We start from the raw sequence: 23915 nt of genomic DNA, 5'->3' as shown, positions 1-23915 counted from the left end.
AATGCTAATGAATTACCTAACCTAAATATGAATCACTTCGCCGTAAGCGGCAGCAGTAGCTTCCATAATGGCTTCGGACATGGTCGGGTGCGGGTGAACGGCTTTGATGATTTCGTGGCCTGTGGTTTCCAATTTGCGCGCCACAACTGCCTCGGCAACCATCTCGGTAACGTTTGCACCAATCATATGACAGCCTAACCACTCGCCGTATTTGGCATCAAATATCACCTTTACAAAGCCCTCTTTTGCTCCGGCGGCACTGGCTTTGCCCGATGCCGTAAATGGAAACTTACCCACTTTGATTTCATAGCCTGCTTCGCGGGCAGCTTTTTCGGTCATACCGACAGAAGCAATTTCGGGGCTGCAATAAGTACAGCCGGGGATGTTGCCATAGTTCAAAGGCTCGGGATGGTGGCCTGCTATTTTCTCCACGCAAATAATACCTTCGGCAGAAGCTACGTGTGCCAATGCAGGGCCTTTCACGATATCGCCAATGGCGTAGTAGCCGGGAATATTGGTGCGATAGAACTCATCTACCAGCACTTTGCCTTTGTCGTGAGCGATGCCTACTTCCTCCAAACCGATTCCCTCGAGGTTAGTTGTAATACCTGCCGCAGAAAGCACCACGTCGCATTGAATTTCTTCGTAGCCGTTTGCGGTTTTTACTTTTACCTTACAACCTTCGCCCGAAGTGTCCACCGACTCAACCGATGAGGAGGTCATAATCGTCATGCCGGCTTTTTTGAAAGTTTTTTCCAAATGTTTAGAAATTTCCTCATCTTCCAGAGGCACGATGTTAGGCATATATTCCACAATGGTAACTTTTGTGCCAATGGTGTTGTAGAAATAAGCAAACTCTACTCCGATAGCGCCCGAGCCGATGATGACCATGCTCTTAGGCTGCTTTTCCATTGCCATTGCTTTGCGATAGCCGATGATTTTTTCGTTATCAATCTTAATGCCGGGCAATTCGCGGCTGCGTCCGCCTGTTGCTAAGATAATATGCTCGGCGCTGTACTCGGTTTTTGAGCCGTCTGCGGCAGTTACTTCCACTTTTTTACCGGGCTTTACTTTGCCAAAACCCATCAGTTTAGTGATGTTATTCTTGCGGAAGAGGAACTCAATACCTTTGCTCATGCCTCCTGCAACGCCACGGCTGCGTTTAATCATGCCGTCAAAATTGACTGCATAATCTTTCACCTCAATTCCGTAGTCTTTTGCGTGTTGGATATATTCAAAAACCTGAGCGCTTTTCAGCAGGGCTTTGGTAGGGATACAACCCCAATTGAGGCAGATACCGCCCAGTTCTTCTTTCTCAACTACGGCTACTTTCATACCTAATTGAGAGGCGCGAATAGCAGCTACATAGCCCCCGGGGCCACTGCCAATCACAATTACATCATATTTTGTGGAAGACATATCGTTTAGAAAATGGATGTTTAAACGCTTGTGCAAAAATAAGCCTAAATGTGAGATTTTACAGAAGCGGAGAGATTTAACCCAAAAAGTCAAAATTGCGTTAATCCATTAAATTGCAGTCAAAATTATTTCAAACCGACTTATGCGAATCAAATCCATATTTCTTACGGGAGGTTTTGCGCTTATGGCAAGCGTAGCAACTGCGCAAAACGTTGCTCCCGGCTCTTTGGGCTACTATAACGATGCGCTCCGTTTTTCACAAACCCGATTTGGCGGCACGGCGCGTTTTCAGGGCATTGCAGGTGCCAATACAGCGCTCGGCGGCGATGTTTCGTCTGCCTTTGTCAATCCGGCAGGGCTAGGGATGCTCCGAAAGTCGGAAATGACTTTCAGTTTTGCGGGAAACACCGCCAATACGCGCAGTTCGTTTTTGGGCGAAACAACAAGTGCGGGCAATTTTAACCTGAACCTCAATCACTTAGGTTTGCATTTCTCTTCGGACAGGGGCGCTGAAAGTACGGTGCGCGGCAGCACTTTTGCCATCACCATGACGCGCAACAACGATTTTCAGGAACTGATTGACTATCGAGGTACCAATAACCGCAATTCTATTGTGGACTATTTCTTAGACCGCACCGATGGTCGCGTACCATGGAGCGACTTAGACGATGAATTACGAAACGGTATTTTCAGCCTCGAGGGCTTGGCTTATGCCACCTATCTGATTAACCCTTTCTTTGGCGACAATACCACCCGTAACTCTTACGAGTCATTTGTTCCGCTGGCTCCTACCATACAAGCAGAAAATATCAAGAGAAGCGGTGCGCAAAGCCAGTGGAATTTGGCTTATGGCTTGAATATTAAAGATAAATTCTATCTGGGAGCGGGCGTTGGCATCGCTACGCTGCGCTACTCACAAGACAAAGTCTATACTGAAACTGTCATCAATAGCACCACACCGCTGCCCGGAGGCCAGCGCCTGCCGCTGAACAATCTGGAATTGACCGAAAAAAACCGCCAAACCGGAACAGGTATTAATGCCAATATAGGTGTCATTTTGCGCCCGACTGACTTTTTCCGCATTGGAGCATCGGTTACAACACCTACCGTTTACCGCATTACCGACAGTTATGAGGCGCAACTTGCCGTGTTGTATAACAACTATCCATTCACGGAATTTCGGAACGGCCAGCCGATCATTAGGGTGCTTTCCAACGAGCGTGCCCGTACCGATGTGATTGAGTCGCGCTATACCATGCGTACTCCTGTGCGTATCAATGGCGGCGCAGCGTTTATTTTGGGCAAGCGGGGCTTTATTACGGCCGATGTTGAATTGGTGGATTACGGCAGCGCACGGTTTTCTAATCCCGACCCGAATTTCTCCTTTGCAGGTGACAACGCTACCATTTCATCCATTTACCGAAGTGCGGTTAATATGCGACTTGGCGGAGAAGCCCGTTTCGGCAATTATCGCCTTCGCGGGGGATATGCACTCTACCAAAACCCCATGCAGGATGCCAACGATAACCGAAGCCGCAGTTTCATCACGTTTGGCGGAGGTTTGCGCAAAGAAAATTTCTTCTTAGATGCAGCCGTTATTACGAGTTTCTTTGACAGCCGTTACCGCATCTACCGATTGCCGCAAAACGAGCCGACGGTAAACATGAGCAGCAGCCGCATTGGCTTGACCGTAACCGCAGGTTTTTCTATCTGATAAATAAACCCGACAGGTTTTGAAAACTTGTCGGGTTTCAAAATAATTCCAAAATCTTGCCTATTGCGACCAACTCGTGGGCGTTCTATCCCAGCGATGATGACGGAGTGCTGCCAACAGTTCCTGACTCATTGGCCGACCTGTACTGACCGCAATGTTTTGGCGAACGTGTTTTTCTTTGCGCATACCCGGAATAATCGTGCTGACTGCCGGATGATGCAGAATAAATTCCAGCGCCATTTCAGCCATTGTTTGTCCTTGCGGTACAAGTGGTTTTAATTTTTCTACCCGCTCGACCGTATTTTTCAGATTCTCGGGTACAAAATAGGTACTTCGCCAATCGCCGGGCGGAAAAGTAGTTTCCATGGTAAATGTGCCCGTCAGGCTGCCTTCATCAAAAGGCACACGGGCAATAATGGCAATATTCTTTTCCAAAGCGACAGGAAACAGTTTATCCTCGGGAGCTTGGTCAAAAATATTGTAAATTACCTGAATGGCATCAATCAGGCCTGTATCAATTGCTTTGAGGCAATTTTCAGGCTCCCAGCGGTTTACACTGATGCCCATGCGGTCAATTTTGCCTTCTTTTTGCAATTTGAGTACGGCCTCTTTCCACTCGTCGCGGTCTGCCCAGCCATCATCCCACACGTGAAACTGCATCAGGTCTATGCGCTCCATGCCCAGATTTTTCAGGCTGCGCTCGGTGTACTCCACAATGTGCGAAGCCGGATAACAATCTTCCAAACGATATTCCGGCTTTGCCGGCCATTTAAAATTTTTAGCGGGAATTTTAGAGGCTACATAAATTTTTTTGTCGGGATGGCGGCGTACCAATTCACCGAGCAGTTGCTCGCTTTTACCGTTGCCGTATGCCCATGCGGTATCAAAAAAATTACAGCCCAATTCTACGGACAAGTCTAATGAAGCCGTACTTTCTGTGTCGTCGGAGCCTGTCCAGCCTGCCATGCCCCACATGCCATAGCCAATTTCCGAAACCTTCCAGCCTGTTCTTCCAAAAATGCGGTATTGCATATTGAAAAATGTTTAGTGTGTGAAAAACTATCTGCCCCACAAGGGAGGCCGATTCTTAATCGGTTAATACAAGAGCAATTTGCCAATGCTATTTGCCTCAATATCGGCTTTATCCATTCGCTGAAAACGGTATTGCCCGGTGTTATACATAACGGCTTGGTCGTCGTAATGCTTGCTCATAAAATGCCCGGACTCGCCCGTAGGTAACACGCTTTTGGAACGCAAGGGCTCGGCAAAGTCAATCACGCGGCGCATGGCAGGGCCGAACGAGGCAGGATACAAACCGCTGCCCGTTACAGTGAACGAAATATTATTGATGACTTCCTTACCGCCCATCACAGGCAATGGCCCCACATTAAAAATGCGGTCAAAAGGTTTGCGGCGGCCAATCGGGTGCACATGTTCAATGGTATGCACTTTGCCCCATTGCCATTGTGTCATATCATTAGTGCCAAATTGTTGTACCAAATCGGCTACGGCTTGCTTCAAGGCTGCTGCAATAATTTGCAAACGCGTTTCTTTTTCGGGTGTATTGACCTTGTCCCACCATTTAGATTCCGTATTGGCAAGAATTTTTGCAAAACTTCTGTAAAATACATGCGTATAAACCAGAATTTTCAGGTCTTCTGCTCCGATTTCATCTTCAAAAATGCCAACGTTCAGGTGGTGCATCAACTTGTAATAGATAACGGGGGCTGTTGCTTCTAAGGTATGGTTGCCGTCCCATGCCTTCAACAGGTCAAGTGCTTTTTGCTCATCAGCCGACAGCGTACCTTTTAATTCACCGGCTATCAATGCAATATTTTTCACAGCCTGTCCTGATTTCACATCAAGCGCCATTTGTGCAATTTCCTCTGCGCTCCATTTTCGGTCATTGTTCAGATAGGCCGTGATATAGTCGGCGCGGTCATTCGCCAAATAATAGCCGGGCTGCAAATAGCCTTTTACGGCATCGGGCTGATTGTTGGCAGAATAGACAAAACCCGAAGGAGGGTTGATACTTTGCGGATTTTCTTCAAACGGGTGATACCCCTGTGGCAACGATTGCAGGGTTGTGCCGTCCAAAATAAACTCGGGGCGCACGGCAGGGTTGCGCTTGGGCAGTTTGCCTGTTGCCCACCAAGCAATGTTGCCTGCTGCATCACCGAACATGACGTTCAGGCCGGGTACGTCTAACATAGCAGCCCCTACCCTTGCTTCCTGTAAATTTTTGGCACGGGTCAGGATATAAACCGCTTCCAAACTATTGGTCGGAAACTCGTGCAGCGTCCACCACATAGCCACCGGGGCTTCATTTGCTTGGCTGACATAGTTTAATCCATCATTGATTGGTTTCAGCACATCGTTCAGGATGACACCAAAGGGGCTTGTTTTTACCTCAAAATCAATGGAGTTGCCGCCTTTTACGCGGATGGTTTCCTTGCGCACCTGCAAGTCCTGTGCTTTGCCGTCTATCTGAACTTGCTGATTACCAACTGCTTTAAGGCGGTAAAAATCAATGTCGTCATTTTCAAACATGGTCAGCCCCCAGCCGACATCGGGCGAATGCCCCAGCACCGCAAAAGGAAAGCCGGCCAAGTAGTTGCCGTAAAAATTCAGCCCGGGGTAGCTGATGTGTGCCTCAAACCAAACCGAAGGCTGCGCATAGCCGATATGCGTATCATTGGCCAAAATTACCTTGCCGCTTTTGGAGCGGGAAGGCGCTATTACCCAGCCATTGCTGCCTTGCAATAAGGGGAATCGGTCGTCAATTTGATTAACCAACTGCGCAACCTTCAACAACACCTCATCAGCAGTTTTTACCTGCGGATGGTCTGAGGGAAACCGACCCGTAACATTAACTTGCGAAGCCTTTGGAGCCGCCTCATTTTCAGGCAAATAAACAGGGATTTTGGTAACGGTCGTATCAAAATTCAGGGAAAAATCTTTGAGGTAATCTTCGCCCAGTTTGCGATACATTTTATCCAGCAAGGGGTCGGTACGGAAAGCCTGCGCAAAACTGAAAGTCATATAGCCATTGACCAAGTAAAAATCTTCAGGCGTGTAGTTTTCCTTTTCAATACCCAGCAATACAAATTCCGGCGGTGTGCTGCCTTTGTCAATAAAATCATTAACGCCTTGCAGATAGGCAAGCGCAGCTTTTTTCCATGGCTTATCTATGGTAGCAAAATGAGCCTGTGCGTTTTTCTTGGCGACCTCTGCCAAACCAATGGTACGGAAAAATCGGTCGGTTTCTACCAAATCGGGGCCAAGAATTTCAGCCAAACGGCCTGCTGCCAGTCGGCGAAGCATTTCCATTTGAAACAGCCGTTCCTGTGCATGAACGTAGCCCAGCGCGTAGTAGGCATCGGGTTCGTTTTTGGCAAAAATGTGCGGAATGCCAAACTCATCAAACTGAACCTCTACCGAATCTTGCAAAGCGGTAAGGTCTAACGAACCGCTCATTTTGGGGCGAGTACTCAACAACCATCCGTACAATGCCGCAACGGCAATTACAATCAGCAATAACAAACCAAGTAGTAGTCTTTTCAGCGTTTTCATTTCATGTGAAAGGGTTAAAACGCCCAAAAGTTACTACCTCAAATTGTCAATCCGAAATAAATCAGCGAGTAAACAAGTAGGCCAAAACACCTGCCCCCACCAAGAGGCAGTAAATAGCAAAGTACAGCAAGCGACTGTTGCGCACCAAGCGAATCATCGCGCTGCAAGCAAACATACCAACCAAAAAGGCCGCCAAAAAACCACCGACCAAAGCAGTCACAGGTACTTTTTCAGGGTCTGTTACTTCCAGATAGTCTTTCACTTCCAACAAAGTAGCTCCAAAAATAGGCGGTAAGACCATCAAAAAGGAGAATGGAGCGGCATATTCGCGTTTGACACCCAGCAGTAGCGCCGCCGCAATGGTTGAACCTGAGCGCGAGATACCCGGTAAAATGGCGATTGCCTGCGCAACACCTATCAGGAAGGCTTTGCCGAAAGATACTTCCGTGCCCTGTTGCGGGCGAGCGTAATGGGCAAACAAAAGCAGCAAACCTGTACAGAGCAGCATAGATGCCACCAGCGTAATCTGCCCCTCAAAAAAAGATTCTATTTGCTTTTTAAAGAGCACCCCGACAAATCCGACGGGAATCATGGAAACAAGGATTTTGGCAGCAAACTCCGATGCTTCATTCCGACGAAACTCTAAAAGACCGGCTAAGAGTCTGCCGATTTCTTTGCGGAATACGACCACCGTACTCAATGCAGTGGCCGCATGGACAACGATGGAAAACAACAGGTTTTCTTCTAATTGTGCTCCCAGAAAGAATTTCCCAAGCTCAATGTGGCCGCTGCTGCTAACCGGCAAAAACTCCGTTAATCCTTGAATAATCCCTAAAAGGATGGCTTCCCAAACGCTCATTCAGACTTAGGTTTCATCATAATAGCAAAAAAACCGACTACGAAGCCTGCCAAAACCGTAACAGGCCCGATGGTTAGCCCGAGTATGCCAAAACCAAACTCTTCGCTGTCTAATGCCATCAGCAGGAAGCCCAGCATTACGACCCCAACGCCGACCAACATCAGCACATAATTTTGTTTGGCAAAAGGAAAGCCTTTTTTGTTTTGCATATATTTGATTTTCAATAGTTTAACTAACGACGGTACAGTTCGTCAAGCGAACGGTTCAAGTATTTATTAACGGCAAAGAAAGCACTCAACGCCGCAATAAATGCGCCTGTGAGCAGCAAAGATAAGAATATTAACAAAGTAGAAGACCATTCTTGTACTTGTTTAAATTCCGGCAGTACGTCGTATAACCAAAACAAACCGCCTGTAAGTAATACGGAAGCGATAATTCCGCTCAACATCCCGTAGAGTCCTGCACGCGCAACAAAAGGTTTTTTAATAAAATTATCGGACGCACCCACCAACTGCATACTTCTGATAATAAACCGTTGTGAATAAAGCGCAAGTTTGATGGCAGTATGTACAAAAAAACCTGTCAATACAATCAACAGTGTGACAAGTACAAATACAACAAGCCCAATGATGCGAATATTTCTGTCAATTTTATCCATAACGTCTTCCGCATAGGATACGCCAAAAATACCGGGTTCGCGATTGAGTTGCTCCTTGATGCGGGCGAGTTTATCGCTTTTATGATAAGCAGGTAATATATTGATAATGAATGAGTTACGAAGAGGATTTTCAAGTGCGTTACTCAAAATATCTTCTTTCAGTTCCTCTGAAAGCCTTTTCAGGGCTTCCTCTTTAGACTCATACCTGATTTTAGGCCGGCCGTTTACTTTCAAAATAAACGGTTGAGATGCCAAGAAATTCACAATGCGCAGGCTGTCTTTGCTGTCCAAGCCATTTTCAAGCATTATCTGAATTTCTATGCTAGACTGTATTACTTTTGTAAACCTGTTCGTATGCAATGCAAATAGGGTAAACGCGCCAATAAGCAACAAGGCAGCAGTTATGCTGACAATAATGTTGCGGCTTTGGTAGGTTCCGACTCGCGAAGAGATGTTGCTGTCAGAGGTTTGTTTCGTATTTGGCTTTGCCATTTTGCGTTGTAAGTGAGTTTAGGGGTAAGTTTTGAACAAAAATAACTTTGTAGGCTAATGATAAACAATTATTGGATGAAATTTTTCAAAACAGCTATTGCCGGAGCATTGGTCGGCTCTTTGAGCATCAATGCTTACGCACAGGAAAAAAATGCCGACAGCCTTCGCTATCCGCAGGAAAAACACTTGCGCAACATTCGCCAACTTACTTTTGGGGGCGATAACGCAGAGGCTTATTTCAGCTTTGACGGACAAAAAATCGTATTCCAGTCTAACTACAAAGTCTGGGGCTTGGAATGCGACCAGATTTTCTACTTTGACCTCAGAGAGGGAGATATGTCCAAAGGTCGCCCGCAGATGGTCAGCACTTCGCACGGGCGCACGACCTGTTCCTACTTCATGCCGGGCGATACCACCATCTTATATGCGTCCACACATTTAGGAGGCATGGCCTGCCCTATTGCCCCGTCGCGAGAAGGTGGTAAATATGTTTGGCAAATTCACCCCGACTATGACATTTTTGTTGCCGACCTGAAAGGGAACATCAAAAAAAAGCTGACCAAACACAAAGGTTATGATGCAGAGGCAACCGTTTCACCCAAAGGCGATAAAATTGTTTTTACTTCCATGCGCTCCGGCGACTTGGAACTGTGGGTAATGAACATAGACGGCAGCAACCAAAAACGCATTACCAAAGATTTGGGCTACGACGGCGGTGCATTTTTCTCGCCCGACGGTTCAAAAATTGTGTTCCGCGCTTCCAGACCTAAAACGCCCGAACAGATTAAAGAATACAAAGACCTGCTTAAAAAAGGTTTGGTGCAACCCACAGAAATGGAAATTTTCATTTGCGATGCCGACGGCTCCAATTTGAAACAAATTACCAATTTGGGGAAAGCCAACTGGGCGCCGTTTTTCCATCCGTCGGGCAAAAAGATTTTATTCAGCTCTAACCACGCATCGGCAAGGGGGTTTCAGTTCAACATCTACATGGTTGACCTTGAAACAGGTAATATGGAACAAGTTACATACGACGGAGTGTTTGACTCGTTCCCGATGTTCTCTCCCGATGGCAAAAAACTGATTTTCAGCAGCAATCGCAACAATAAAGGTACCAAAGACACCAACTTGTTCATCGCAGACTGGGTTGATTAAATACCGACAAAACCGTTGTGTCCGCTATCTTAAAACCCGACGAACCCCGAAAATTCGTCGGGTTTATATTTTGGATTATCCGTAGAACTTTTTGTATATTGATGTATTGTTAGCCGTCATCCCATATGCGCACCAAGTTTCAGGAGCCTCCGCGCAGCGTTCCGTTTCCGCTAATACTGCAAGTTACTTTCAATAACGTTTTCAGCATGATTGGCTGGATTTTTTTTGGTGTAGGAATGATTTTTTTCCTGCTGCTGGGGCTTGAAAGCAATCTTTTTACTTTCCATCGCTTCATGGGCGAGCTTGAAAAAGCAGAAGGCAAAGTCCTCAAAACCGAATACACCAATTGGAGCATTGATGAAGAATCGGTGGTCAGATGGCTGTATACCTTTGATTATCAGGGAAAAAAGTATCTGGGAACTTCTTATTCTATAGAAAAAACGGCGATGCCCGAACAAAGCGTAACAGTAGAATTTTCGGCCGACAGCCCCGAGCACTCGCGCATAGAAGGATTTAACGAGGCCATAACACCGTGGTGGGTTACCATTATTGTGATGATATTTCCAATGCTCGGCCTGCTGTTTATTTACTTGTCGGTTAAACACGTGCCTAAAACAATCAGCCTGCTGCGCAACGGCATCCTCACCTATGCCGACTATGTGGACAAAGAAAAAACCAATATGATTGTCAATGACGCACAGGTCTATAAACTCCGATTCTGTTTTGAAGACGACAGAGGCGACAGCCATTATGTATTTGCACTGTCGCACCAGATAGACGACCTGATGGATGACCCGCAAGAAGCCGTTATTTACAACCCGCAGGAGCCGGCGAAAGCGCTTGTGCTTGATAACTTACCCGGCAAACCCTACCTGAACGAGGAAGGCCAATGGAAATGGCGGGCAAAAGGATATGCCTACCTCTTGCCCGTTGTATTGGCTATTGCGGTTAATAGCATTATCGCTTTCTTCAAATTTTTTTAAACAGAATGTGCAATGGCTTGTGCTATATCACGCCAGATGTCATCAATATGCTCCAATCCTACCGAAACCCTTATCAGCCCGGGGGTAATTCCTACGGCGGTGCGCTCTTCTTCTTTCAGTTTGGAGTGCGTAGTCGTGGCAGGGTGCGTGGCAATGGTGCGTGTATCGCCCAAATTGGAGGTCAGCGACAGCATTTGCAGATTATCCATGAATCTTCGGGCGCGCTTAATACCTCCTTTCAATTCAAAAGTAACCATACCGCCACCCATGCGCATTTGTTTTTTGGCAAGTTCATATTGCGGATGGGTAGGCAAAAAAGGATATTTCACCCATTCAACTTCCTGATTGCCAAGTAGTTTTTCAGCAAGTGCATGAGCATTGGCACAGTGGCGTTCCATGCGTACTGCCAGCGTTTCCAAACTTTTGGAAAGTACCCACGCATTAAACGGCGACATGGAAGGGCCTGTGTGTCGGGCAAAAAATCGGATTTCTTTAATCAGTTCTTTTTTGCCCAAAATAGCACCACCGATAACGCGCCCTTGCCCATCAATAAACTTAGTGGCCGAGTGCGTTACCAAATGTGCGCCGTATCGGGCAGGATTTTGCAGGTAAGGTGTGGCAAAACAGTTATCCACATTGAGAATAATATTGCGCTTATCGGCTAATTTTCCTAACCACTCCAAATCAATTAAATCTAATGCAGGATTAGACGGCGTTTCTACAAAAATCATCTTTGTATGTGGCTGTATGGCTGCCTCAAAACTTTCGGGTCGGTCTAAATCGGCGTAAGTATGAGTAATCCCCCATCGCGGCAGAATTTGCGTCAGAATCTGATGGGTGGAGCCGAAAACCGAACGGGAAGCCACTATGTGGTCGCCTGCACGCAGCAATGCCGCCATACTGGTAAACATGGCTGCCATGCCCGAAGCAGTGGCGATACCATCTTCCGTACCTTCCAGCAGGCACAGTTTTTCAATCAGTTCTGTATTGTTCGGATTGGAAAAACGGGTGTAAATATTGCCCGGTATCTCATCGGCAAATAGTGCCCGCGCCTGTTCGGCATCTTCAAACGTGAAACTTGAAGTAAGATACAAGGGCACTGAGTGCTCTCTGAAATCGGATTGTTCGGCCTGTGTGCGAATGGCCAGCGTCTCAAAATGGCGGTTCTGATTTTCCATGTCGCAAGTTAGCAACTCAGGCGTATTTTTGAAGTAAACACCGGACTTGTTCCTAATTTTGCATCATGGCTGAAACACTGATTATAGACACCTCGCTGGGCAAGGCTGAAAAATACGCTGCGCTCCTGCCGCAAATTAAGGCGCTGACCGAAACAGAATCGGACTTGACTGCCAATCTGGCAAATATTGCAGCGGCACTGAAACAAGGCATGGACTTCTTTTGGGTCGGATTCTATTTGGTTAAAGACAATCAATTGGTTCTGGGGCCTTTCCAAGGGCCTATTGCCTGCACGCGCATTCCTTTTGGCAAGGGCGTATGCGGCTACACATGGCAACAGGCGCAAACCGTCATTGTTCCTGACGTGGAACAATTTCCGGGGCATATTGCATGTAGTTCATTGTCCAAATCAGAAATTGTTGTACCTGTCATCAAAAACGGTGTAGTACAAATGGTACTGGATGTGGACAGCACCGAACTGAATGACTACGATGAAACCGACCGCCAATATCTCGAGGAGTTGGCGCAATGGATTGCCGAGCGGCTCATGTAATCGGCCAAATTAGAGGTTTTCCTTACTAAAGCGGAAAGGCAACAACACATTAATGCCTTCGGCTACCCATATTTCACCGTTTTGCCCTTCCATGATAATACGGATAGGGCTTTTTTGTTTGTCTTCATACTCTGCCATTACCTGCCTGCACGCTCCGCAAGGGTTTGCAGCCGTGTAGTGCGCTTCGCCTTTGCGGCGGGCAGTTACGGCAAGCATCTTCACCTGTAAATCAGGGTTATTTGCGCCGGCAGCAAACAAGGCTGTCCGTTCTGCGCACAAACCCGAAGGGTACGCGGCATTTTCCTGATTGGTACCCCTGATAATCTCGCCGTCGGCAGTAAGCAGCGCCGCGCCTACGTAAAAGTTGGAGTAGGGAGCATAAGCCTTTTCAGTTGCACGCCGAGCTTCCTCCAATAAATGGCGCTCGGCCGCCGGTAATTCTTCTATGCTGCCATATGCCTGTAAGCTAATATTCAGTTGAATTGTTTTTGCCATATTTTTTTCAAAAAAGGGCATACAAATTAGGCCAAAACAGATGCAATACAAACTGTATGGTTAAAAAATAAAACTGCCGACAGCTAAAGGAGGCTATCGGCAGTGGTAAAAACACGCATCCAACCGATTAATAACCGGGATTCTGCACTAAGTTTTTATTGGTGTCTATTTCACGCTGTGGAATAGGCAGTACCAATGCATTGGAGTTGAAGTTAAAATTGGCATTAACAGGCAGTCGGTTGCGCTTCAAATCGTGAATTTGATGGCCTTCAAATGCCAGTTCCAATTTACGCTCCCGCAAAATGTCGTTCAATGTAACAGTTGTAAGTGGCGGAAGCCCTGCACGCTGACGAACTGCGTTGATATCGGCAACGGGAGAGGCGCCCACTTGCTGCCCCAATCGGAAATTGCACTCGGCACGGGTCAGGAACATTTCCGTAATGCGCACCACCGGAACATCGCCATATAAATCGCGGTGCTTGGATGTAAATGTGTTTACACCCGTGCGATAGAAAAAGTCTTTACGCACATCGCCCGGCGTATATAAATCGAGGTGCTTGGTTTGTACCCGAATATCGCCGCGCCCTTGAAATGCTGCTGAAGCATAATAGGTATTCATCGCATTTACACCGTCTTGGTCGGTAATAACAATTCGGAAGATGTGCTCGCGAGCATAGTCGCCGGAACTTTCGGTAAATACATCTGCAAAGTTGCGTGCCATGGCATAACGCCCCGAAGTGATTACGCGGTTAGCCGCATCGCGAGCTTCCGCATAGCGCCCCTGCATCAGGTACACACGCGAAAGCATGGCCGCCGCTGCGCCTTTGGTAGCAAAAATGCCGTTGGCAAGCGGCAACTGTTGCTCTGCTTTGGTCAGGTCTGCAATTACTTGTGCATATACCTGCTCTACAGTATTGCGCGCGCGAAAATCAGCCTCTGTAACGGTTCGCGTAGGAGTCAGCACAATAGGCACGCCAAGGTTGGTAGCATTATTTCCGTCCCCCCATGTTTTGCCAAACAGGCGCACCAGTTCAAACAGCAACGAGCCTCTGATAAACAAAGCCTCACCCTCTACACGCGCGCGGTCTTGTTGATTGACTTTTTCAAGCGCCGAGAGAACGTTATTGGCACGGTTTATCGTGTTGTAAGAGTTAGTCCAGATACTAGTAACTACGCCGTTAGTTGTGGTAATAGATTTCCGCCAAAGTTCGTCTAAGGTGGTGAATGTACCACCAAAAACAACTTCGCGGTCATCGCCAAGCAGTTCTCCCGTATATTGAATAGCACCGCCGTACACATTGACTCCCGACAAGCCGTCATAAGCCCCCGTTAAGGTTACTTTAACTGACTGGTCATCGCTCAAAGCAGTGGTTTCATCGATGCTTTGAGTCGGCTCTACATTGAGCCTGTTGCCGCAACTAACAGAAAGCATGGTAAGGGCGGCGACAAAAACACTTTTATAAATATTTCTGATTTCCATTGGAATAATCTTTTAAAAACGTGAAAAACTCCCTCTTGCTTAGAATCCTACATTAACTCCGAAAGTGATAGTGCGCGGTTGCGGCGCAGTGTAGAAGTCGTAGCCTTGTGCGATGTTGCTCACAATATCATCCGCATTTACTTCCGGGTCCCAACCTTTGTATTTGGTAAAAGTTGCAAGGTTTTGTCCGGTAAAAAATATGCGGGCGCTTGTCATCTTCAACTTGTTTACATAATTCTTAGGAACATTGTAAGAAAGTGTAACATTGCGCAGTCTGACAAATGAGCCGTCATAAATAAAGCGGCTGGAAGGTTGTGCACCGTTGTTGAAGAACAGACGTGCTTCGGGAATATCGGTATTGCGGTTTTGCGGCGTCCATGCATTCAACTGGTCGGCAGTTTGGTTGTCTTCAAAGCGACCGTTGGCAGATGAGAATCGGCCTGCACCATAGAAGTTGATTTTTTGGCCAAGTTGCGCATTAAAGAATATGCTCAGGTCAAAGCCCTTATAGCTGAAAGTATTGGTAATACCGCCTGTCCACTTTGGCAATGGGCTGCCAATAACTACCCGCTGGGCTTCGTTGTAGCGGTTGGTCGTGCTGCGGTCAAGTGTTCCGTCGGGCAGTACGCGGTTGCGATACCATAAAGCATCGCCATTTTCAGGATTTACACCTGCATATTCAGCCGTAAAGAAAACCCCCAGAGGCTGTCCTTCTACTGCACGGCTCATGTTGTTCAAACCCGCTTCAATAATTTGTCCGTCGAGGTTGGTAACGGTGTTGATGTTACGCGCGGCATTAAAACTTGTCTTCCATTTAAAATCGCCTACCAAATTGTCGGTATTGATGACAATTTCTACCCCTTTGTTTGACATCGCACCTACGTTACGCACCTGTGTAGTAAAACCGGTCGTTCCCGGAACGTTTACATTGAGCAGCAAACCGGTAGTATTTTTCTGGTAATAGTCAATTTCGCCACTGATGCGGTTGTTCAGAATGCCAAAATCTATACCCACATCCCACTGGTCGGTGGTTTCCCAACTTAGGTTAGGGTTGCCCAATTGTGTAGGCGCTTGCCCCGGATTGCCTGCATAGCCTGCTCCGGCAAATAAGCCACGCGCAGGAAAGTTGCCAATTTCAGCGTTACCCGTGCGCCCGAAGCTGGCACGCAACTTCATAAACGATACAATATCGTTGTCTTTCAGGAAGTTTTCCTCCGAAATAATCCAGCCCGCAGAAGCCGCAGGGAAGAAGCCGTACTTACTCTCGTTACCGAATCGGCTGGAACCGTCCACGCGCGCGCTCAGACCGAGCAGGTAGCGCTCCTTAAACTTGTAGTTGGCACGCAGGAAGTAGGATAAGAAACGGAAATTGGTTTCGGAAGAACTGCCGTCTGTTTTACGGGCAGCACTTACTATCATGCGATAAGCATCGGAAGGAAAATCGCGGCCTTCAATGAAGTTGCTTTTTTGCTGCGATTGTTGATAAGACATACCTCCTACCACATTCAGACCATGATTGCCGAAAGTTTTATCAAAGGTAAAGAAGTTGTTGGTGTTGTAATTCTCAACGCGGGTGTAAAGATTCTGACCCAAGCCAAGCGGCGCACCAAAGTTCCGCTGAGTTTTGCTGTTGTAATAAAGTTCTTCCTGCTGGTTGAGAATATCCACGCCAAATTCTGAACGGAAAGTCAGCCCTTTCAAAATCTCCAACTGCCCGAAAATGGTGCTGATATTGCGGTAAACCGTTGTATTATAATACGCATTACCCACATTAATCAACGGGTTGTAATATACCGGAAGGCTGATGTCGCCGGGAGGAGTACCAATCGGCAGGTTGGTAGTAGGGTCTATGCGCGGCGTAATAGAAGGAATAGCCACCATCTGCATGGGGTTATCAAACTGGCGGTCGCCTGAAATGCGGTTGTTCAAAGTGCGAGTCAAGCCCATATTAGCCCCCAAAGTAAATTTGTTTGACATTCGGTGCTCTAAATTGATACGCCCCGACATGCGCTGTAATCCGTTGCCTATCAGGATGCCTTTCTGGTCTAACAACTGACCGGAAACATAAAAAGAGGTCTTATCGCTGCCGCCGTTCATGTTCAGGTCATACTGGCTCAACGGCGCATCTTGGAATGCAAGCGAGCCCCAGTCTGTATCGGCATTTGTCCCTAAGCTGTTGAAAGCAATAAAATCTTTTATGTAAGAGGTGTAAGAGTCCGGGTCGTTTACCGGAATACCGTCTATTCGGTCGGAGTTGGCAGCCGCCATCAGATAAAAATCGCGGTACTCCTGTGCATTGAGGAAACGGACTTTGCGGCTGGGCTTGCTGTTACCGAATTGTACGCCAAAATTGATATTGGTTTTACCGGCTTTTCCGCGCTTGGTCGTAACCAAAACTACCCCGTTAGCCGCACGCGAACCGAAAATGGCGGCGGAAGAGGCATCTTTGAGAATCTCAATTGATTCAATATCCTGTGGGTTAATGTCGGCCAGCGGGTTAGTTGCACCGCCAAAAGAACCCAAGTCGGCAGTAGTTACGGGAATGCCGTCAATCACATACAGTGGCTCGTTAGAAGCAGAAACAGATGACTGCCCCCGCACGCGAATCTGGATACCCTGCCCCAACTTACCGCCGCCTGCGTTTACTACTACACCGGCAGCTTTTCCTTGCAAGGCATTGTCGAACGTAGGCACAGGCATATCTTTGATATCGCCACTGCCCACCTTGGCAATGTTACCTGTAACCTCACGCTTAATTTGCTGACCGTAACCCGTTACCACCACTTCCTGTAAAGTTTTGGTATCGGGCTGCAACGCAATGTCAATGGTAGTGCGATTACCGATTTCTACCTCCTGAGACACATACCCCACAAAACTGAAAACCAACACCTGAGCATTGGCGGGTACATTAATCCGAAACTTTCCCTCTGCATCGGTTGATGTACCCGAACTTGTCCCCTTAATCAGGATGGACACACCCGGGAGGGGCACTTTTTCTACACCGTCTGTAACAGTTCCGCTGATTTGCCTGTCCTGTGCAAATGCGGCCAACGCTAAGAATAGCGTACACAAGCCAAAAAGTACTGCTCTTTTCATTTGTGAAAACATTAATTTGAAAAATAATCGGTTTCACAAGGTAAAGAGACGGAAATTAATAATGAAAAAAAACAGGCAAATTTTCTTACAGCCGACAGCAATAATACTTTATTGTCGGCTCAACAGATTTTCAAATAACTGCACATAACGCTCTTTCTGAGACTTTTGCGAATAAAATTCCCACACGGTTTGCTTACCGGCTTCACCAATTCGCTTCCTGAGTGCTTCATTTTCCACCAATAATGAAAGTTTTTCCACCCATTCATCGGTAGTAGCCGCCAAAAATCCGTTTTCACCATCGCGAATGATATCCTTGTTAATCCCCACAGGTGCAAGAACGGCAGGAATGGCAAGGCTCATATAGGTAAGTCCCTTGAAACCACATTTGCCGCGTGTCCACTCATTATCGGGCAAAGGCATAATACCGATGTCTATCTCGCCCAGTTCTTCCAACTCTGTATCGGGATGCCATGCCACACCTTGTATGTTAAGCGCTGCATGTTTGTAGCGGCTGTCGCCAATGAGCTTAAAACGCACCTTTTCAGCATACTTTTTTTTGATTTCCAGCAATGCCGGAATACCGTACTCAAAATGTTCAATCGTGCTGAAACTGCCTGTCCAGCCGATAACAACTGCCTGATTATCTTTTTTACACATAGCTCTTGTCCGCGCAAAGCGCGGATTTTCGGGGTAAAAAACCGTTGTATCTAAAGTTGTGGGAACAACCGCCACATGCGAATTAAACTGGCGTGCATAAGCAGCCAGATAAGTATTGCCGACAATAACCAAATCACTTCGGCGAATAATTTCATCAATTTTTCTTGCATTCTTTAACCATGCAAGCATTTTATTCCCTTCCGAAATAACCGGAAGCCATATGGCATCATCAAAATCAACAATCATTTTCACACCTGACCACTTAAATAGCTTTTCAAAAATTGTCAGGCGTGTAAAGTGTGCCTCGCGATATAAAAAAACAATGTCATATTGCTTGATACGCCACAAATCACGCAGACGAATCCATAAGCTATTCAGCATAATGCGCAACTTACCTATATAATTGCCTGCAGCATAGAAAACAGCATCATCTTGCGGTGTTGGCAGCAGCGGAGAAATATCATAACTGAAACCTGCCTCCGATAATATCTGCAAATATTGCTCAAAGCGAAACCGCTGCCCGGGCGAGCGCCCAAGCCGATGATTGACCGCAAAAAGTATTTTAGGCGACCTTTCCATGCGATTTAAATATCGTTCCGGGAAAATCCCGCTTTCTTTTCTTGTTTTTTTCCAAAATAATCATCAAAGCGGAGAGATAAAAAGGCATCATAGGAATTTTATAGCGCACTAAGGTGCCGAAATTACCGGAAGTCAGCCCTACTGCCAAAGCAAAACCAACAGAAAATACCAAAGCAGCAAATACAAAGTGCTCTACAAAAATAGTGGTAGCAATTTTCGTAAGCCTGATTTTATAAAAAACCCTTACCGTAAGAAAAATGAACAAAGCACCTTCCAAAGCGGCTATCAGTTGCACGGGGCTTTTAGCTTCCCACAAATACGGGCGAAAAAGGGTTACAATGATGCCTTGGGGCGCATAACTCAGCAAGCCGCTCAACGAGCCGTCAAACTGCGGAATTTCATAGGCAGACCCCTGCCCTTCTGCTTGTTGATACAGATAGGTAGCCGTTACGCTTGCTTTGTTGGCGAGGTTATCTACTCTGTAAGCCGTGTCGCTGGTCAGCTTAACAATGGCAAAAAAGCTCAAAAAACTGCCTGATACAATTAAGAAGGGTACTGAAACTGTTTTCGCAAATCCGGAACGCATACTGTCGCGAAAGCGCAAAAACCACCAAAGCATGAGCGCGGGAATCAGGCAATAAACAATGTAAATTTTGATGGAAACAACTAAAAACAAGCCTAAACCGCCAATCAGCAGATTTCTAACCATTTTTTCGCGGCGGATAATACCAAAATAAAACCCATAGACCACAAGCCCCATTCCGCCAAATGTTACACTGTCTTTCATGAGACCCGACCCCCAAAAAATTACCGACGGAATGAACAGAATGGCAAGTGCCAGCGAACGGTAGTATGCGGGGTAAATATGAACAAGCGCCAGATAGAAAGCCCAACTACCCAAAAAACTAAAAGTGGCAAAAAACAAGGCCGTTGCCACATAAGAATCACCCGTTAGTACATTGAGCACACCGACTAAACGCAGCAAGAAGTAAGTATCCGTATCGCCCCGATGGTAAAACATATTAACAGCAAGGTACGGATAGGTCTCGGGGTCATATTGCAAAGGCCCGAAAATCAACTTAAAAAAAGCCGACGGGTTTTCGTAAAAACTTCTGCTGATGAATACGCCCAATTCATAATACAATTCTGTATCGCCGCCGCCGTAGTAGAAGTAGTAAATCAGCCCCAAAGAGACCGCTCCCAAAAATTTGAACAGGAGTGCAGGCAGGTAAAAATTGCGCAAATGCTTGGGAGCGAGCCTATTTCTGACCATTAGCATAACGATAAGTAGCAATAAGCCGTAAATAGGCCCCTTTATAAAATCATGAAAATACATGCGCTACCCCGCTATTAGTTGCTCAAAGTCTTCTTCACTGATAATTTTTACGCCCAACTTTTCGGCTTTTTCCAATTTGGCAGGCCCCATACCATCTCCGGCCAACAGAAAATCGGTTTTGGAAGATACCGAACCAACATTTTTGCCACCGTGTCGGGTAATGAGTTCTTTAAGTGCTTCACGTTCGTATTTTTTGAACACGCCCGAAATAACAAAGGTTTTACCGGCCAATTTATCGCTCAACATCTCGCGGCTGCCGGAGGTAGCCAACTGCACACCGGCTGCCCGCAGGCGCTCCACATAGGCGCGATTTTCCGCATCGGAAAACCATGCGATGATACTGTCGGCAATTTTCTCGCCAATTTCGGGCACGTTAATCAATGTATCTTTGTCGGCAGCAGCCAAGGCATCTATATTTCGGAAATAGTCAGCCAACTTTTCGGCCACCGTTTCACCGACAAAACGAATACCCAAAGCAAAGAGTACTCGGCTAAACGGTTGGTTTTTAGATGCTTCTATACCGTTTATGATGTTTTGCGAAGACAGTTCCTTGAAACCTTCCAATGCCAAAATATCTTCCTGCCGAAGTTGGTACAAATCGGCAGGCGTGCGAATCATCCCTTTCTCAAAAAACAAATCAACCGTTTTCCCGCCAATACTGTCAATATTCATGGCTTTTCTGCCAATGAAATGTTCAATTTTGCCTTTTAATTGTGGTGGACAGCCTTTTTCATTTGGGCAATAGAAAGCCGCTTCGCCGGGATTGCGCACCAGTGGCGTATTGCATTCCGGACAATTTTTGATAAAATGTATTTGCGGTGCACCGATTTTGCGCTTGCCAATATCTACCCCCGTAATTTTGGGGATAATCTCACCACCTTTTTCTATGAAAACGGTATCTCCTTCGTGCAAATCCAAACGGGCGATTTCATTGGCATTATGCAGCGATGCACGCTTAACGGTTGTACCCGCCAACTTAACGGGGCGCAAGTTGGCAACAGGCGTAACCGCTCCTGTGCGGCCTACCTGATAGCTAATGGAAAGCAGTTCGGTTGCGGCACTTTCGGCCTTGTATTTATAGGCAATTGCCCAACGCGGACTTTTAGCCGTAAAACCCAACTCTTCTCGCTGAGCATAGCTGTTAATTTTAATAACTACTCCGTCCGTATCTACCGGCAAATGCTCACGCTTGGTTTCCCATTCTTTTATAAATGCAAAAACTTCTGACAAATTGCTGCACTTGCGGTAATGCGGAGACACCTGAAACCCGATTTTTTTTAAATAATCCAATGATTCCGTATGTGTGGCAAACGGATTTTCTTCGCACAGTAAATCGTAGATATATGCGTTAATTTTGCGTTTGGCAACAACGGCAGAATCCTGCATTTTCAGCGTTCCCGATGCGGCATTACGCGGATTTGCCAAATAATTCAACAGCTTTTTGCCTTCTTTTTCCCGTTTTTCGTTCTCTTCGGCAATTTCCTCGTTAAGGCTGTCAAAAACTTCCCTACTCATAAATCCTTCGCCACGCACTTCAAATTCTTTTGGCAATTTGTCTGCCTGCACGCGCAGAGGCAAAGTGCGTATGGTTTTGATATTGGCCGTAATATCATCGCCTTGCTCGCCGTCGCCACGCGTAACGCCTTGTACCAACAACCCGTCCCGATAAGTCATGCTCAGGGCAACCCCATCCCATTTCAGTTCACAAACATATTCAAATGATTGACTACCAAGTAGTTTCCGCACTCGCTGGTCAAAATCAATCAGTTCGCCTTCGCTGTACGTATTGCCCAGCGAAAGCATTGGGTATTTATGCCTGACTTGTACAAATTCTTTCGTTATGGTACCTCCTACCCGTTGTGTAGGCGAATCGGGCAAGGCAAATTCAGGATATTGCTTTTCCAACGCTTCCAATTCTTCCAGCAACTTGTCAAATTCATAGTCGCTAATCTCCGACACGCTGTCATGGTAATAGCGGTGGTTGTAGTAATGTATCTTTTCGGACAGTTCCGCTATCCGTTTTTGTGCCTGTTCTGTTGTCATATGGATTGACGGTATTGTTTCCATTGTTCGGCTCCTGCATCTACCCACGTCCAAAAGTCGTTTGTTGCATATACGCGGGGCTCTGAATGGCGCAGCACATGCCGAAAGTTTCTTAAATAGTCTTCAGATTGTACAAGGGCAAAAATATAGTAAAACACATCGGTTTTACTGATGCTTCGCAAGGGAGCATCAAAATCGGGGCGGTCAAAAAAGGCACCGACCGATGCAATAGCCGCCGCCTGCCGCTCAAACCACTGCCGAAGCATCGCCATACTGTCTTTATCCAATGCCGCCTTTTCTCCCATTCGCTCAAATTTCCGCTCAATTTCGCCGAACAAACGGGCAATACTTGCAAATTGTTTTGCCAATACAAAATCAGGCTTTTCAATTTTTTTGACAAACTGTACAGCATCTTTACTTTCAGCCCACTGCACCCAGCGGCGCAACTCCTGCCCCAATTCAGGATGTACGCGGCACTGCTGCAACTCGTCCGTATCGGTTAGTTCTTGTGCGGTTTCAGCAAGTAGGGCGCGCTCTTGTTCGTACTGTTCTTCAAACTTGTAATGCTGTTTCAGGTACTCGCGGGCGGTATCCGTAATCGCTGCCGAAACATCTTCCGGAAACTCATCAAATTTTATAAGTAGTTGATTGTCAGATTGAACTATCCGAAACTTAACATCTAATGCCTCCGAAAGCGGTATCCCTTCAAAAAACGGGCACTCGGACGCTGCCAGCCAATTGCTTTCGGCATTAATAAGCAATTTCTCGGGTGGCTCCTGCCTGTTGGTGAAAAACTCACGAACCTTGCCTGCGTGTTGCAAAACAATAGTGAGCAAGTCATCAGCTTCAGGTAAACGAAAAGCGCGTATGCTGTCAAAATTATTCACTAGATATTGTCGCAAAGACTGCCATTTGTGCCCTGTAAGGAAGTTTCCGCCTACCGACAAATAAATAGCCCCCTTGGGAAGCAGCAAGCGTTCCAAAGCCTGCAACCATGCCACTAAAAAATCTTTGCCACTATAAGTGCTTATCGGCAAATGGCGCTTGTAAGGCAGTGCCGCAACAATTACGGGATATTTTTTTGCAGCTACCCGACGAACCGTCGCTTCATTAGCAGCCGTTGGACGAAACAAATCGGGTTGCGTAAGTTCGTAAAGAAATAGCGGAGAGGCAGCTATATCAGCCAATCCGACGTTAGTTTGCTCCGTGGCCGTCAGTTGTGCTGCTACTTGCATATAGTTCTGCACCGAAGTGCAGATGATTTCAGGTGCGGCATCTGCTCCCTGCCAAGGCGTAGTGTTTACAAAAAGTGCCTGTGCCAAACTGCATGTAAAGGGAGCTTTTATGCGTTCATTTACCGCTTTTGGCGATGCAGGCGCGGTGTTTCCCGTTGTCAGAATATCAGCGGCATCTGCAAACAAAGGTGTAGCTGCTAAGTCATGCAACGCTGCCTGCATGGTCTGCAAAATATCACCGGCCATGCGATTGGTCAGCGAAGGGTGCAAACAGACACGCAGCATCTCACGGAAAAACAAGAATTTTTTCCGCTTGCCGGCATCGGCGTTGCTCCAATAAGCCGTATCCCTGAAATCCACGGTTAAAAACACGTTGTTTTTGTATAAAAAATCCCCAAGGACTGATGCCCTC

At 46.6% G+C, this 23915-nt stretch carries 18 protein-coding genes; 4 read left to right on the top strand and 14 right to left on the bottom strand.

Going from position 1 to position 23915, the window contains the following annotated elements; all coding sequences use genetic code 11:
- Positions 1-21: 21 nt before the first annotated feature.
- Complete coding sequence (gene lpdA / locus NDK19_RS02390; protein ID WP_250630239.1) at positions 22-1419, bottom strand: dihydrolipoyl dehydrogenase; 1398 nt, start codon at positions 1417-1419, stop codon at positions 22-24.
- 142 nt (positions 1420-1561) lie between these two features.
- Between lpdA and NDK19_RS02385 the strand changes: the two genes are divergently transcribed.
- Complete coding sequence (locus NDK19_RS02385) at positions 1562-3133, top strand: OmpP1/FadL family transporter (RefSeq protein WP_250630238.1); 1572 nt, start codon at positions 1562-1564, stop codon at positions 3131-3133.
- Positions 3134-3193: 60 nt separating this feature from the next.
- Here the strand turns inward: NDK19_RS02385 and NDK19_RS02380 are convergent, their stop codons facing one another.
- From NDK19_RS02380 to NDK19_RS02360, 5 genes are all read right to left on the bottom strand, one after another.
- Entirely contained in the window at positions 3194-4165 is a 972-nt protein-coding gene (locus tag NDK19_RS02380) for an aldo/keto reductase (protein WP_250630237.1), read from the bottom strand.
- A 63-nt stretch (positions 4166-4228) separates the two neighbouring features.
- Positions 4229-6706, bottom strand: a complete 2478-nt coding sequence (locus tag NDK19_RS02375) for a penicillin acylase family protein (RefSeq protein ID WP_250630236.1) — start codon at positions 6704-6706, stop codon at positions 4229-4231.
- 61 nt (positions 6707-6767) lie between these two features.
- Entirely contained in the window at positions 6768-7565 is a 798-nt protein-coding gene (locus tag NDK19_RS02370; RefSeq protein ID WP_250630235.1) for an undecaprenyl-diphosphate phosphatase, read from the bottom strand.
- Positions 7562-7774 (bottom strand): DUF3098 domain-containing protein, encoded by a 213-nt coding sequence (locus tag NDK19_RS02365; protein WP_250630234.1) that lies wholly within the window; start codon positions 7772-7774, stop codon positions 7562-7564. Before NDK19_RS02365 ends, NDK19_RS02370 begins: the two co-directional genes overlap by 4 nt.
- Before the next feature lie 23 nt (positions 7775-7797).
- Positions 7798-8715 (bottom strand): cell division protein FtsX, encoded by a 918-nt coding sequence (locus NDK19_RS02360; protein ID WP_250630233.1) that lies wholly within the window; start codon positions 8713-8715, stop codon positions 7798-7800.
- 75 nt (positions 8716-8790) lie between these two features.
- Between NDK19_RS02360 and NDK19_RS02355 the strand changes: the two genes are divergently transcribed.
- Together NDK19_RS02355 and NDK19_RS02350 are read left to right on the top strand one after the other, a co-directional pair.
- Positions 8791-9870, top strand: coding sequence for a TolB family protein (locus NDK19_RS02355; RefSeq protein ID WP_250630232.1), 1080 nt, complete (start codon positions 8791-8793; stop codon positions 9868-9870).
- A 125-nt stretch (positions 9871-9995) separates the two neighbouring features.
- Positions 9996-10853 carry a DUF3592 domain-containing protein gene (locus NDK19_RS02350; protein WP_250630231.1) on the top strand — a complete coding sequence of 286 codons (858 nt, stop codon included), beginning with the start codon at positions 9996-9998 and terminating at the stop codon, positions 10851-10853.
- Here the strand turns inward: NDK19_RS02350 and NDK19_RS02345 are convergent.
- Positions 10850-12031, bottom strand: a complete 1182-nt coding sequence (locus NDK19_RS02345; RefSeq protein ID WP_250630230.1) for a trans-sulfuration enzyme family protein — start codon at positions 12029-12031, stop codon at positions 10850-10852. The genes NDK19_RS02350 and NDK19_RS02345 overlap by 4 nt on opposite strands.
- A gap of 65 nt (positions 12032-12096) precedes the next feature.
- On the opposite strand from NDK19_RS02345, the gene NDK19_RS02340 reads away from it, so the two are divergent.
- A complete protein-coding gene (locus NDK19_RS02340) occupies positions 12097-12582 on the top strand; it encodes a GAF domain-containing protein (RefSeq protein WP_250630229.1) in 486 nt (161 codons plus the stop codon).
- A 9-nt stretch (positions 12583-12591) separates the two neighbouring features.
- Here the strand turns inward: NDK19_RS02340 and cdd are convergent, their stop codons facing one another.
- The 7 genes from cdd to NDK19_RS16950 form a co-directional block, all read right to left on the bottom strand.
- Positions 12592-13077, bottom strand: a complete 486-nt coding sequence (gene cdd, locus NDK19_RS02335; protein WP_250630228.1) for a cytidine deaminase — start codon at positions 13075-13077, stop codon at positions 12592-12594.
- Positions 13078-13204: 127 nt separating this feature from the next.
- Positions 13205-14557: a RagB/SusD family nutrient uptake outer membrane protein gene (locus tag NDK19_RS02330; RefSeq protein WP_250630227.1), complete on the bottom strand. Its 1353-nt coding sequence runs from the start codon at positions 14555-14557 to the stop codon at positions 13205-13207.
- Between the two features lie 39 nt (positions 14558-14596).
- On the bottom strand, positions 14597-17653 hold the full coding sequence (locus NDK19_RS02325) for a SusC/RagA family TonB-linked outer membrane protein (protein ID WP_250630226.1): 3057 nt from the start codon (positions 17651-17653) through the stop codon (positions 14597-14599).
- 108 nt (positions 17654-17761) lie between these two features.
- Positions 17762-18889 carry a glycosyltransferase family 4 protein gene (locus tag NDK19_RS02320; protein WP_250630225.1) on the bottom strand — a complete coding sequence of 376 codons (1128 nt, stop codon included), beginning with the start codon at positions 18887-18889 and terminating at the stop codon, positions 17762-17764.
- Positions 18873-20162, bottom strand: a complete 1290-nt coding sequence (locus tag NDK19_RS02315) for a hypothetical protein (protein ID WP_250630224.1) — start codon at positions 20160-20162, stop codon at positions 18873-18875. The genes NDK19_RS02320 and NDK19_RS02315 overlap by 17 nt, the downstream gene beginning before the upstream one ends.
- A gap of 66 nt (positions 20163-20228) precedes the next feature.
- Positions 20229-22268, bottom strand: a complete 2040-nt coding sequence (ligA, locus tag NDK19_RS02310) for an NAD-dependent DNA ligase LigA (RefSeq protein WP_250630223.1) — start codon at positions 22266-22268, stop codon at positions 20229-20231.
- The gene (locus NDK19_RS16950; protein WP_250630222.1) at positions 22265-23863 is read right to left on the bottom strand and encodes a type ISP restriction/modification enzyme; all 1599 of its coding nucleotides are present in this window, start codon (positions 23861-23863) and stop codon (positions 22265-22267) included. Before NDK19_RS16950 ends, ligA begins: the two co-directional genes overlap by 4 nt.
- Positions 23864-23915: the final 52 nt, after the last annotated feature.

The sequence above is a fragment of the Rhodoflexus caldus genome (assembly GCF_021206925.1).
GTDB lineage: Bacteria > Bacteroidota > Bacteroidia > Cytophagales > Thermoflexibacteraceae > Rhodoflexus > Rhodoflexus caldus.
Note: the sequence above shows the minus strand (reverse complement) of the source record. Positions and strands in the feature narration are given on the sequence as shown.

What these genes read in the sequence shown, in the direction of transcription:
- lpdA (WP_250630239.1), bottom strand. Translation starts at nt 1,419, where the DNA reads ATGTCTTCCACAAAATATGATGTAATTGTGATTGGCAGTGGCCCCGGG.
- NDK19_RS02385 (WP_250630238.1), top strand. Translation starts at nt 1,562, where the DNA reads ATGCGAATCAAATCCATATTTCTTACGGGAGGTTTTGCGCTTATGGCA.
- NDK19_RS02380 (WP_250630237.1), bottom strand. Translation starts at nt 4,165, where the DNA reads ATGCAATACCGCATTTTTGGAAGAACAGGCTGGAAGGTTTCGGAAATT.
- NDK19_RS02375 (WP_250630236.1), bottom strand. Translation starts at nt 6,706, where the DNA reads ATGAAAACGCTGAAAAGACTACTACTTGGTTTGTTATTGCTGATTGTA.
- NDK19_RS02370 (WP_250630235.1), bottom strand. Translation starts at nt 7,565, where the DNA reads ATGAGCGTTTGGGAAGCCATCCTTTTAGGGATTATTCAAGGATTAACG.
- NDK19_RS02365 (WP_250630234.1), bottom strand. Translation starts at nt 7,774, where the DNA reads ATGCAAAACAAAAAAGGCTTTCCTTTTGCCAAACAAAATTATGTGCTG.
- NDK19_RS02360 (WP_250630233.1), bottom strand. Translation starts at nt 8,715, where the DNA reads ATGGCAAAGCCAAATACGAAACAAACCTCTGACAGCAACATCTCTTCG.
- NDK19_RS02355 (WP_250630232.1), top strand. Translation starts at nt 8,791, where the DNA reads ATGAAATTTTTCAAAACAGCTATTGCCGGAGCATTGGTCGGCTCTTTG.
- NDK19_RS02350 (WP_250630231.1), top strand. Translation starts at nt 9,996, where the DNA reads ATGCGCACCAAGTTTCAGGAGCCTCCGCGCAGCGTTCCGTTTCCGCTA.
- NDK19_RS02345 (WP_250630230.1), bottom strand. Translation starts at nt 12,031, where the DNA reads ATGGAAAATCAGAACCGCCATTTTGAGACGCTGGCCATTCGCACACAG.
- NDK19_RS02340 (WP_250630229.1), top strand. Translation starts at nt 12,097, where the DNA reads ATGGCTGAAACACTGATTATAGACACCTCGCTGGGCAAGGCTGAAAAA.
- cdd (WP_250630228.1), bottom strand. Translation starts at nt 13,077, where the DNA reads ATGGCAAAAACAATTCAACTGAATATTAGCTTACAGGCATATGGCAGC.
- NDK19_RS02330 (WP_250630227.1), bottom strand. Translation starts at nt 14,557, where the DNA reads ATGGAAATCAGAAATATTTATAAAAGTGTTTTTGTCGCCGCCCTTACC.
- NDK19_RS02325 (WP_250630226.1), bottom strand. Translation starts at nt 17,653, where the DNA reads ATGAAAAGAGCAGTACTTTTTGGCTTGTGTACGCTATTCTTAGCGTTG.
- NDK19_RS02320 (WP_250630225.1), bottom strand. Translation starts at nt 18,889, where the DNA reads ATGGAAAGGTCGCCTAAAATACTTTTTGCGGTCAATCATCGGCTTGGG.
- NDK19_RS02315 (WP_250630224.1), bottom strand. Translation starts at nt 20,162, where the DNA reads ATGGTCAGAAATAGGCTCGCTCCCAAGCATTTGCGCAATTTTTACCTG.
- ligA (WP_250630223.1), bottom strand. Translation starts at nt 22,268, where the DNA reads ATGACAACAGAACAGGCACAAAAACGGATAGCGGAACTGTCCGAAAAG.